This window comes from Agrobacterium sp. NPDC090273 (assembly GCF_044772305.1).
Classification (GTDB): Bacteria; Pseudomonadota; Alphaproteobacteria; order Rhizobiales; family Rhizobiaceae; genus Agrobacterium.
The window spans coordinates 344,079-356,146 of the sequence record NZ_JBIVYN010000004.1 but is presented as its reverse complement, the minus strand read 5'-3'; the positions used below and the strand labels follow the sequence as shown (position 1 = coordinate 356,146).

General features: G+C 57.6%; 7 protein-coding genes and 1 tRNA gene. 5 read left to right on the top strand and 3 right to left on the bottom strand.

Translation table 11 applies throughout. The features are described 5' to 3' along the window. The first annotated feature begins 4 nt into the window (after positions 1-4). Positions 5-913 carry an ABC transporter permease subunit gene (locus ACIQT8_RS13735; RefSeq protein ID WP_138794615.1) on the top strand — a complete coding sequence of 303 codons (909 nt, stop codon included), beginning with the start codon at positions 5-7 and terminating at the stop codon, positions 911-913. 4 nt (positions 914-917) lie between these two features. Beyond that, the gene (locus ACIQT8_RS13730; protein WP_138794616.1) at positions 918-1,730 is read left to right on the top strand and encodes an ABC transporter permease; all 813 of its coding nucleotides are present in this window, start codon (positions 918-920) and stop codon (positions 1,728-1,730) included. A 316-nt stretch (positions 1,731-2,046) separates the two neighbouring features. Here the strand turns inward: ACIQT8_RS13730 and ACIQT8_RS13725 are convergent, their stop codons facing one another. Both ACIQT8_RS13725 and ACIQT8_RS13720 read right to left on the bottom strand, forming a co-directional pair. Continuing rightward, positions 2,047-3,699, bottom strand: a complete 1,653-nt coding sequence (locus ACIQT8_RS13725; RefSeq protein WP_400966083.1) for an ABC transporter permease — start codon at positions 3,697-3,699, stop codon at positions 2,047-2,049. Between the two features lie 80 nt (positions 3,700-3,779). After that, positions 3,780-7,484, bottom strand: a complete 3,705-nt coding sequence (locus tag ACIQT8_RS13720) for an ATP-binding protein (RefSeq protein ID WP_400966080.1) — start codon at positions 7,482-7,484, stop codon at positions 3,780-3,782. Between the two features lie 340 nt (positions 7,485-7,824). Between ACIQT8_RS13720 and ACIQT8_RS13715 the strand changes: the two genes are divergently transcribed. The 3 genes from ACIQT8_RS13715 to ACIQT8_RS13705 all read left to right on the top strand — a co-directional run bounded on the left by ACIQT8_RS13715 (position 7,825) and on the right by ACIQT8_RS13705 (position 10,441). Continuing rightward, a tRNA-His gene (locus tag ACIQT8_RS13715) sits at positions 7,825-7,901 on the top strand. A gap of 186 nt (positions 7,902-8,087) precedes the next feature. Next, positions 8,088-9,701, top strand: a complete 1,614-nt coding sequence (locus tag ACIQT8_RS13710) for a Ppx/GppA phosphatase family protein (protein ID WP_400966077.1) — start codon at positions 8,088-8,090, stop codon at positions 9,699-9,701. After that, positions 9,698-10,441: an RlmE family RNA methyltransferase gene (locus ACIQT8_RS13705; RefSeq protein WP_400966074.1), complete on the top strand. Its 744-nt coding sequence runs from the start codon at positions 9,698-9,700 to the stop codon at positions 10,439-10,441. The genes ACIQT8_RS13710 and ACIQT8_RS13705 overlap by 4 nt, the downstream gene beginning before the upstream one ends. Before the next feature lie 100 nt (positions 10,442-10,541). Here ACIQT8_RS13705 and ACIQT8_RS13700 read toward each other — a convergent pair whose 3' ends face one another. After that, entirely contained in the window at positions 10,542-11,939 is a 1,398-nt protein-coding gene (locus ACIQT8_RS13700) for an MDR family MFS transporter (RefSeq protein ID WP_400966071.1), read from the bottom strand. Between the last annotated feature and the right edge of the window lie 129 nt (positions 11,940-12,068).

The following is a 12,068-nucleotide window of genomic DNA, read 5'->3' as shown; positions in this document are numbered from 1 at the left end:
TGACATGGCAACCACCACTCCAGAAAACCGGCAAAGCCCCTGGCGATGGCTGGTCGTTGCGGTTCCTTATTTCTGGTTGCTGCTGTTTTTTGCAGCGCCCTTCTTCATTATTTTGAAGATATCGCTGTCCGATACCGCGATTGCCATGCCGCCCTACACGCCTGTTTTCGAAGGGTTTTCTAAGCTGGGCGAATTTTTCTCCCAACTGGATTTTGAGAACTACATCTTCCTGACGGAAGATCCGCTTTACGTGGACGCCTATCTCTCCTCGTTGCGGATAGCACTGATCTCCACCTTCCTGCTGTTGCTGATCGGTTATCCGATGGCACTCGCCATGGCACGGGCGCCTTCAAGTGTGCGACCGACTTTGGTGATGCTAGTCATCCTGCCCTTCTGGACATCGTTTCTGATCCGCGTTTACGCATGGATCGGCATCTTGAAGCCGGAAGGTCTGCTGACAGTTCTCTTTCAATGGATTGGTCTTCTCGGGCCTGATCAGCAGGTCAATATTTTCCGCACAGAGACGGCGATCTTCATCGGCATCGTTTATTCGTACCTGCCATTCATGGTGCTGCCACTCTATTCGGCACTTGAAAAGCTGGACAACACCCTGCTGGAAGCTGCGGCAGATCTCGGCTGCCCGCCCTGGAAAGCCTTCTGGAAGATCACCTTTCCACTGTCCTTGCCGGGCGTGATCGCCGGGTCGATGATCTGCTTCATTCCGATTACCGGTGAGTTCGTCATCCCGGATCTTCTGGGCGGCGCACAGACCCTGATGATTGGCAAGACGCTCTGGACCGAGTTCTTCGGCAATCGCGACTGGCCTCTGGCTTCTGCCGTTGCCGTGTTGTTGCTGCTTTTGCTGGTGGTGCCCATAGCCATCTTCCAGAACCAGCAGAAGAAGGTGGGGTGAAGCCATGAAGCGCGGCAAATTCGATATTACCGTTCTAACGCTCGGTTTCGCGTTCCTCTACATCCCGATCATCATTCTGGTCGTCTACTCGTTCAATGCTTCCAAACTGGTCACCGTCTGGGGCGGTTTCTCATTGCAATGGTATTCGGCGATGTGGTCGAACCAGGGCTTGATGGATGCTGCCTGGGTGACACTTCGTGTGGGTATTCTCAGCGCCACGATTGGTACGATTCTGGGAACCCTTGCAGCCTTGTCGCTCACCCGGTTTGCGCGCTTTCCGGGGCGTGTGCTGTTTTCAGGAATGATCTATGCGCCGCTGGTCATGCCGGAGGTAATTACCGGCCTGTCGCTGCTGCTGCTGTTTGTTGCCGTCGGTGTCGACCGTGGTTTCTGGACGGTCGTTATCGCTCACACGACCTTTACCATGTGTTACGTGGCAATCGTGGTGCAGTCGCGGCTGTTGACCTTCGACCGTAGTCTGGAGGAGGCCGCACTCGATCTGGGTTGCCCGCCGGTCAAGACTTTCTTCCGCATCACCTTGCCGCTGATTTTCCCGGCGGTGATCGCCGGCTGGATGCTGGCCTTTACGCTCTCGCTGGATGACCTTGTGATTGCAAGCTTTGCAACCGGTCCCGGCGCAACGACGCTGCCGATCAAGATTTATTCGCAGGTCCGTCTTGGCGTCACACCGGAAATCAACGCGATTTGTACGATCCTCATCGGCCTCGTCACCATTGGGGTGATCGCCGCGTCGGTCGCCTCGAAGCGCACTGAACTGCAGCGTATGAGGGACGAACACGTGGCGGCCAGAAACTGAAAAAATACGTCTGGCAATCGAGCCTTTCCGCATCGCTTGATTGTTTCGGAACGGGAGATTGTCGCAATACGAGACGCCGCACGGTATCGAAATAGGATTTTTCGTCGGTAATTGATCGATCGCAGTTTTAACTGCTTGTTAAGACGGGTTGGCGGAAAGTAAATCCAACGCAGGGTCGTCCTTCTTGTGGCGACCGGGGCTCATGATTTTCGAATTGCGAGACTATTCCCCTCACTCTCGTTGTAAAAGCACATCTTATACAGGCGGTCGAAAGACCGCCTTTCTTTTTGGTGTGATTGGCCAACTCCAAAAAATGCTATTCGGGGTGGTCCATCGACTTCGAAACGAGCAAGACTGGCACAAGTCCAGCGATAATGATGATGATCGCCGGAATGGCGGCATCCTGTACCTTCGCGCGCGATGCATCCTCGTAAACGAGGGTCGCCAGTGTATTGAAGCCGAAAGGCCGCAGCAAAATGGTCGCCGGCAGTTCTTTCAAGGATTCGATCAGCACCAGTAGCGATGCCGTCAGTGCTGCTGGGCGCATGTTGGGCAACAGTACGCTGACCAGCGTTTGCAGGCGGTTACGACCGAGCGTTCGCGCCGCCATGTCAATATGCGGCGACAACTTGTGAAAGCCCGCGTCCAGCGTGCCCTCAGCTATCGTCATGAATCGCACGGCATGGGCATAGATGATCGCAAAGGCGGTGCCGGATAGAAGCAGCCCGCTCGAGAAACCGAAATGCGATCGCAAAAAGCCATCGACCTGGTTATCGAACCCGGCCAGCGGGATGAGCACACCAATCGCAAGCACGGTTCCAGGTACGCCATATCCCATGGACCCAAGGCGTGCTGCCACCTTCGACGTGGGCGAACGGTTGACACGCAAGGCATAGGAAAAAACGAAGGCTGCAACAAGCGTAACAAGCGCCGCTGAGACAGAGATCTGGAAACTATGTCCCAGTGCTTTGAGAAGGCGCGGTGCCAGAAACATGTCCAGCCGTTTCACCGCGTAACCGCCCAGCACGCTGACGGGAATGAAAAAGCCGCTTAGTATTGGCAGGACACAGAAGAGTGGCGCTGCCCAACGGCGCCAGCCCTCAAGGCTTTTCAGCGCATGACGCTGCGCCATGTTCGTGGCTTTTGGCGAGGAGAAACGCTGTTTTTCCCGCGCGTTTCGCTCGATGACGATCAGCGCGCCGACAACCACAAGGATCACGGCGGCAATCTGTGTCGCATTTGCCAGGTTGCCACGGTTGAGCCAGGTTTCGTAAATCGTGAAGGTCAGCGTTTGCACGCCAAGATATTCAACCGCGCCAATATCGTTCAGCGTCTCCATCAAAACCAGCGACAGGCCAATGGCGATGGCGGGACGGGCCATTGGCAACTGCACCGACAAGAAGACGTTAAACGGTTTTGCACCAAGCGTTCGCGCGGCTTCGGCGGCAAAACGTCCCTGCATGGAGAAGGCGGCACGGGCGGAAAGATAGACATAGGGATAGAGGACGGAACTGAGAACAAGAACTGCGCCGCCAAGCGAGCGGACGTCAGGAAACCAGTAGTCGCGAATGCTGTGATAACCGAAAAGGGCGCGAATAGCGCTTTGCACCGGTCCGGTGAAATCCAGAAATTCACCAAAGGCATAGGCTGCCAGATAGGCAGGAATGGCAAGCGGCAGAACCAGCGCGAAGGAAAACACGTGGCGTAACGGAAATTCGAATGTGGTAACAAGCCAGGCGCAGACAATGCCGAAGAAAGCAGTGGCCAGAGCCGTCATCGACAAAAGAAGGAAGGTTCGTAATCCGGCACGTGGCAGCACATTGACCAGAAGATGATGCCAGCCATCGGTACTACCGGTAAGTGCCAACCAGAAGATCGCCACGATAGGCATGGATGCAATGGCGGCGACAACAACGGTTGTGACGGGCAGCACCGTAAAACGCTTCGCTGCCGGAAGGGAAACCGCCATGGATGTGCCAGCCTGTCGTCTTGCCAAAACTTCGATGAGCCGTAGTGGCTCATCGTCTGGCTAGCTAACGCGCCTCAGCCCTAGTTCGCAAGGACGCGCTGTGACGGAAACGTGATTTCCACCAGCGTTCCTTCGTTTGGGGTGGACGTGATGGAGAAATTGGCGCGGTTGGCGTCCACCATCGCCTTGGTCAAGGGAAGGCCAAGTCCCGTGCCATCGCCGCGAACGCGTTTGCCTGACGAAGCCACCTGACGGAACGGCTTCATGGCCTGATCCAGTTCCGCACGGGTCATGCCGATGCCGGTATCCCTGATCCGCAAGGTCACGCTGCCGTTTGCCTCGTAGGCTGTGGAAACGACGATCTGCCCGCCCGACGGCGTGAAGCGAATGGCATTCGACAGGATGTTGAGCACGATCTGTTTGATCGAGCGCAGATCGGCAACAATTTGCGGAACGGACTGCGAAAGAGCAGTTCGGATGATGACACGCTGGTTGTTCGCCTGTGGCTGAACCAGCGATACGGCTTCTGCCACGGTTTCATTCAGCGCAACAGCGACAAAGTCGACGTCCATCTGACCCGCTTCGATCTTGGAAATATCCAGGAGATCGTTGACGATATCGAGAACGTGACGACCGGAGCGTCCGATGTCGTTCGAATATTCGACATATCGCGGGTGGCCGATCGGACCAAAACGTTCCGTTGCCATCAGGTCGGAAAACCCGATAATTGCATTGAGCGGTGTGCGGATTTCATGGCTGACACGCGCCAGAAAATCCGTCTTGTGGGCGTTGGCCGTTTCCGCCGCCCGTTTTGCGTTTCGCAATTCCTCTTCCGTCCGCTTCCACTGGGTAATGTCGCGGATCACGGCGCAGTAGCCGTGCGAGGATTTAAGGCGTCCGATGGTCATGAACAGCGGCAGGAACCCGCCGGAGGCCTCGCGACCGATCACCTCACGCCCGTCATTGAGCACGCTTGCGACGCCATTGTTGGCAAGCCCGGACAGATAATCGAGCACGGCGCGTTGGCTTTCATGCGCAAACAGCGTCACGAACGGTTTTCCGGCAATCTCGTCATTGTCGTAGTTGAAAAGTGCGCTGGCAGAGCGGTTCAAAGAGCGGATTTCACCCTCGTCACCCAGCAGAACGACACCATCCGTTGCCGTTTCCAGGATTGAATGAAGCTCTTCCACCTCGCCCTGCAGGGCGGAGAGAGATTCGTCTTCCGTTGCCGCTGTGCTTTCGGTCGCTGCAATTCCAGCGGCGGCCGGCTCCGCAGTGGGGATAAGAGAAAGCATCAACGCTGTCGTCTCTTCCCAGCGGATCGATTGCAGACGTGCCTTGACCGGGATCACGTCGTTCTCGGCATTCACGATGACCATCCCACCTTCATGGCCGGGCATGCCCTCCAGATCCTGTCGCTGCAACAGCGCGTCCAGTCCGCCGACCTCTTCGAGCTCGCTGGTGGAATCATAGCCTGTAAGGCGCAGGAAATCTGGATTGGCGTGGATCAACCGCTCGCCAGCATGGACAAGCAGTGCAACGGGCATTTGATCCAGCGTTTCCGCAGTGAGTGAATCAGACGAACGTGTGCGCGATGGGCTCACCTGTCCGGCAACATCCGCTGCAGGTGCCACAGCGGCCTCGTCTTCAGAGGCTTCGACATCCGTTGCTGCCGTCGTGACGGCAGGCTGTTCGCCGCGCACGTAATCGGCAAACAGATCCTCTTCTTCGGCCTCGACAGCATCCTCGACCGATGTCTCGGACTGTTCCGTGCTTGTTGCCGCAACACCGGTATCGATTTCAGGTTCGGTGGGTTCGCTCACCGCACTTGCCGCCTCTTCCTCCCTCGCAGGAACGGCCTGTTCCTCGTCAGAATGGTCGGTTGGCGCAAGGGTTCTGCCGATTTCCCGGAAGGCAGCCTGTTCGCTGGCGCTCAACGCCTCCCGAGACCGTGCGCGCCGCTCTTCGAGTTGGACTACCTTGTCGGAGTAGCGCCGCCCAGGTGTGGGCGTAATGTCCAGGACCGGGACTTCAAACTCCGGCGGCGTATAATCGCGGCTTGTGTCTTCGGTCGGCGTATCGTCCGCCACGTCAGCGGGCGCATCGTCTTCAAACGCCGCCGCGCTGTTTTCTTCTATCACATCGACGGTCGCTTCGCCGACATCGTCTTCCTCGGGCAACGCCAACAATGTTTGGCTTTCCTCATCGGCGGCAATTGTGGACGGCGCAGTCGGTGCCTCGGTCTTTGTTGCGAAAGTCAGGCCGATAGCATGCGGGTCTTCCACTGCATCTGCCAGACGCACAATGCCGAACCCACGGAAACCATCGAATTCGCGTGAGCGGGTGTAGGTAGGCAGGGCCGCAAGATCGATCGGCACGACGAGCGAGGTATTTTCCACCGGCCAGTAGATCGTCTTGCCGGACCAAGTATCGCGGCGACCGAGAAGCTCACGGATTTTACCATCCGTGTCGAGATTGAAGAGCGCTGCGACGTCAGCGAAGTTCATTCCATCGACTGCAGCCGCTTTAGCGCCAACGGCTTCGGCAAACTCGTGCGATATGGAGCTGAAGCGTCCCTCGGCATCGATTTTCCAGACGAAACGTGAAGCGCGTGATGTCGGATTGAAGACGAAAGAGCGCGCCGCGTCAGTCTCGTCTCCGGCAACGGCATCGGCGTCCAGCAGTGAAACAGGAGACATCTTTGTCTCAACCGTCTGGATAGGCGCTTCCGACGTTTCGGTTGCCATTTCGGCAATCTCTACATGCTCATCGGTGTGACGAACTTCGTCTTCGGCCTCTTCGGTCGGCAGTATCAATTCGGCCTGCTCATCTTCCGAATTGGAGATGGCGATCGACGGTGCGTCGTCTTCTTCCGTCGGATCGGCTGAAAACTCGATGTCCTGAGCCCTATCTGAGACGACTGCATCCTCGTCGACGTCCACCAACTCTTCGACATCATCCACATCCTCGATGTCGGCGACGGCATCGAGGATCGATGCAAAGGATGTCGTTTCATCCGTCGGCGTGGCGACGTCTTCTGCCGATGCGACAGGAGACGGAGGAGTGATGGTTTCCAGTGGCTGGTCATCGCCAAAATCGCTGACAGGGTCGAGCCTGCCAAGGGCGGTTTCAACCACGAACAGCAGGTTCAGTTCGGGCGACTGCGTAATCTGCCCGGTCGCGGCGGGCAGATAGCCCTTGCCGGTCGGCACTGGGCGTTTCACCAGTCGTCCCGACTGGCCGGAGGCCATGCTTACAAGCGTTCTCGCGGTGCTTGGCGTGATGCCGAGTGCGGAGAAACCGGTTGATGCCGCGATAATGGCGGATCTGTCATCCAGCACGGCCATATGGATGTCAGGGTCGTCAAAGCCCTCGATCATGCGGCGGGCACACTCGGCCATATCGGGGGGTGTCTGATCGGTAAAGGCAGAAAAAAGAATGGCGCTTTGACCAAGCTCAGCTTCAATGACTTCTACCTTCGCCCGGACGGGCAGGCTCTTGAAACCCGAGTTGATTCGAATGGTGACGGGCAGGCTCTCGCCGATCCCCGAAAGTCGGGCCGCAGTCGCTGACAGTTGGCGAAATGTGACGTCCTGCCGCTTTGGTCCCTGCTCGAGAAAGTCGTAGACCATTGGCGTGCCAAACAGTGCTGCTCCGCGTCCGTTTGCCCATAGAACGGTGTCCAGATCCATGGAAAACAGCGCCATTGCCTCACCGCGGCCGAAACCTTCCCGCACACGTTCATGCACTGCGATATCGATAAACGGATATTGAACGGCGGGCATGTCGAAACCTATTCTGGCACTACCGGACCTCGTGCGGTTTCGTCACTTCCTCATGAAGCGGAAATCTGAACCCGCACAGGCACCACGTTAACAGAATTTTAAATAACTTCACAGGGCCGCACGGTCCATCGTCTGGCGCATTAATCGCCAAACAGAGTTAACATGAACAGGCGCGCAGAAGGAGACGGCAACTCAGTGCGTCACCATAATTGGAAGGAAAGCCCCACAGAAAATCCCTTGCCTTTCGAAAGCTTTTTCCGCAAAATTTAAACTGGGTCTTGCAAATCGGGAAAACACCTTTTATTGGACCCTCCACGACGGCGCTTCGGCGCGTTGGTGTGCGGTTGTAGCTCAGTTGGTTAGAGCGCAGGTTTGTGGCACCTGAGGTCGGTGGTTCGACCCCACTCAACCGTACCACTCTCCCCTCCCTGAAAGTTCAGTCATGATTATGGACTTCCAAGGAGGGGAGAGAATTTTCTCCCATAGTTTTCCGTATTGTCTATCAGCACGATTTTTCGGCTGCGCTCTCGTGTGCGTTTCGGTCCGGCAAAAACCAGTTGGCTAAAATGACTTGCGCTGGTATTGTCGCACCAACGAAACCTAATGAAAGCCTGCTGCATAGCGACAACGCTTGTGCGCGGCGAAATGGACAAGACAGTGATCGACCCCGGAAACGGCCCAAAGCCGTCGGACCAAGGGGCGTCGGTGGTTGACAAAGGGAAGGCGAAGCGTTCCCGTCGCGGCAAGAAGAACAGGCGTCACGGTAAGCCCCGCGACGTTGCTGTGGTGCCGCATGATGTTGTCACTGATGTTCCGGCCGGTTCCCACTATGCATCGGCTCTCGAGTCGAACGAAGAACCGCGCAAGCGCAAGCGTCGCAGGCGTTCACGCGGGAAGGGCACGTCTCAGCAGGCAAGTGCTCCTGCCGCGGCGGCAAAGCAGTCTCCCGATATCGCAATTCAGGCGCCTAACCCGAGTGGTGTTCCCGGCGGTAGCCGCAAATCGCGCAATCGCAAGCGGGTGCACCGCGATCCGCAGGGTCGCCCTCTTGTGCCGTCTCACGCGCCCAAGCATGTAGCCAAGCCGAATGGCCGTGGTCACGGTGCGGCCGTTGCGGAGCAGCAGAAGAAGCATGAGGGCGCGGGTCGCCATGCGTCGAAATCGCATGACCATGCTGATTCCGGCGCGGACATGTATGCGGCACTGGATCTTGGCACCAATAACTGCCGCCTACTGATCGCGCAGCCGACGCGTCCCGGCCAGTTCCGCGTCGTCGATGCATTTTCGCGCATCGTCCGCCTGGGTGAGGGGCTGGTATCGAGTGGTCGCCTTTCCGGAGACGCGATGGATCGTGCTGTGGAAGCGCTGAAAGTCTGCGCGGCGAAACTGTCCGGGCGTCCGATCAGGCGTATGCGACTGATTGCGACGGAGGCCTGCCGTGCTGCCGCCAATGGCGAGGAGTTTCTGGCCCGCGTCACACGCGAGACAGGGCTGAGGCTCGAAATCATCAGCCGCGAAACGGAAGCACGCCTTGCCGTCTCGGGATGTGCATCTCTGGTCGGCCGTGAGGCTCGCTCTGTCGTACTGTTCGATATCGGTGGCGGTTCTTCCGAAATCGCTGTCATCAGGGTCGGTGAGAACCGTTCCAACCGGCTTGCCAATCACATCACCCACTGGACGTCGCTGCCTGTCGGTGTTGTCACCCTGTCTGAACGTCACGGTGGTCGCGATGTGACGCCCGATGTCTTTGCCGCCATGGTGCGCGAGGTTGAGGGCCTGCTGGATGCCTTCCATTGCCCACCGGTTGTTGTACAGGCCGCCCATGAAGATTTCCATCTGATTGGTACGTCCGGCACCGTTACGACACTTGCGGGCGTACATCTTGATCTTCCACGCTATGACCGCCGAAAGGTCGATGGCCTGTGGCTTTCGGATGCAGAAGTGACGGCCATGCAGGACAAGCTGCTGGCCTGGGATTTTGCCGGTCGTGCTGCCAACGCCTGCATCGGGCCCGACAGGGCGGATCTGGTTCTGGCCGGTTGCGCCATTCTGGAAGCAATTCGCCGCCGTTGGCCCGCACGCCGCATGCGTGTCGCCGACCGCGGCTTGCGCGAGGGCCTGCTGACGGACATGATGGCGGATGACGGTGCGTGGCGGCGCAACCGTATACGGCGCATGCAGACGGCGCGGCAAGAACGGACAGAAGGTTTGACATGAGCAAGGCGCCGACAAGCAACAACCGTACCGGACGAAAGATTGGCCAGAAGGTCAAGAAGACCAAGCTCAAAGCGTCTTCTCGTCGCTGGCTCGAACGTCATATCAACGATCCCTATGTGCAGCGCGCCAAGCTCGAAGGCTACCGCGCCCGCGCGGCTTTCAAGCTGCTCGAGATCAATGATAAGCACCAGATCCTGAAGGATGCACGCCGCATCATCGACCTTGGTGCAGCACCTGGAAGCTGGTCGCAGATTGCCGCCAAGGTAACGGATTCCACCGAGGATGACATCCGCGTCGCCGCAATCGACTTCCTCGAACTCGATCCTATCCCGGGCGTGAAGATCCTGCAGCTAGACTTCCTGGACCCGTCTGCACCTGAAAAATTGATGGAAGCGGTTGGTGGCACGCCTGATCTGGTTCTGTCCGACATGGCGGCGCCGACGACCGGCCATCAGAAAACGGACCATATCCGCACCATGCACCTGTGTGAAGTCGCGGCCGACTTCGCTATCCAGGTGCTTGCGGAGGGTGGCCATTTCCTCGCCAAGACTTTCCAGGGCGGCACGGAAAAGACGCTGCTCGACATGCTGAAGAAAAACTTCAAGCAGGTCCTGCATATCAAGCCTGCGTCTTCACGCTCCGAATCCGTCGAGATGTTCCTGCTGGCCAAGCACTTTAAAGGCCGCAAAGCGGCGCCGCAGAGCCGGGATGATGAAGATGAAACCGTCGCCGGCGAATAAGCTATACTAAAGACAGAAAAAGGGATCGGTTCGGCTGATCCCTTTTTTTGCGCGGGACGGGGCGTGTCTTGACCGCGTCGCCTGATACAGTCTTTTTATATTACTCTGCCGGTTGCGAGACCTTGCCACGATGGCCTGAAACCGCCGCTCCCGCATTGCTATCCATGCGAATGATCGGGAAGATCGCGAAGAGTGAAACGGCAGCGACGATTGCAAAGGCAATGTGGAAATCGGCAAGCTGCAGGTGCGAACCCGAGATCATTGCGCTCACCTCCAGGATCGATGCGGCGAAGGCGACACCCAGAGCAAGGCTGATTTGCTGCAGCACCGATGCCATCGAGGTTGCCTGGCTGGCCTGACTGTCTTCAATGTCCGAATAGCTGAGCGCATTCGAACCTGTGAAGAAGAACGAGCGGGCAAAACCTGCGGTCACGAGGAAGATCATGATCAGCGGGTAGGGCGTTTCGGGGGTGAAGAAGCTGTTGGCGAGCGTCGTAAACGCTCCAACAATACCCGCGCCGATCAGCGTCGTCCGGAAGCCGGTCGTCGCAAATACACGCTTGGCAATGAATTTCGTGGTGATCGCGCCGATCGCCCCGGCAAAGGTGATCATGCCGGATTGGAACGGATTAAGCCCGAAACCGATCTGCAACATCAGCGGCATAAGGAAGGGGATGGCGCCCGTCGAAATGCGGAAAATCGTTCCACCCACCGAGGCTGCGCGGAATGTCGCATTCTGGAAAATACGGAAATCCAGAATGGGTGCGGGATGGTTGGCTGCGTGCCGCAGATAGAGAATGCCGCTGATGAAACCGATGATCGTTGAAGCAATGCCGATGGCTGGCGGAAGTGCGGGAAGGCTGACCACGGAAACGCCGAACACCACGCCCGAGGCTGCAACGCCGGACAGGATGAAGCCTTTGCCGTCCATTGGCGGCGGGTTGGTTGTCTCTATTTCCGGTAGAAAGATTGTCGACAGCCAGATCCCGATAATGCCGATCGGTACATTGATCAGGAAAATCCAGTGCCAGGAGAAATAGGTGGTGATGAAACCGCCGATCGGTGGGCCGGTCAGGGGGCCGACCAGGCCGGGGATCGTCAAAAGCGCCATGGCAGAGACAAGCTCGCTGCGCTTTGTCGTTCGCAGGAGAACGAGACGACCGACCGGCGTCATCATCGCACCGCCCATGCCCTGCAGGAAACGGGAAACAACAAACTCGAAGACAGACGAAGACACCGCGCAGCAGATCGATCCGACGACGAAAACGCCGATGGCGATGCGGAATATTTTCTTGGCGCCATATTTGTCCGCCATCCAGCCGCTGATCGGGATGAAGATCGCCAACGCCACCATATAGGCGGTCAATGCAAGCTTCAGCGTGATCGGGCCGACATTAAGGTCGGCGGCAATCGCGGGCAGCGATGTTGCGATGACGGTCGAGTCCATCTGCTCCATGAAAAGAGCGACAGCAAGGATCAATGGGATAATGCGGTTCATAGGCTGCCTGCGGCGTTGCGCTGCGACAAGGATGCTGGCCTCCTCCTACGCCTGATAAGCGGGCTTGCCAACTGGATATTTGTTAATTTTAGTCCATGTCATCAAACCTGCGTGAGACCCCGTTTCCTT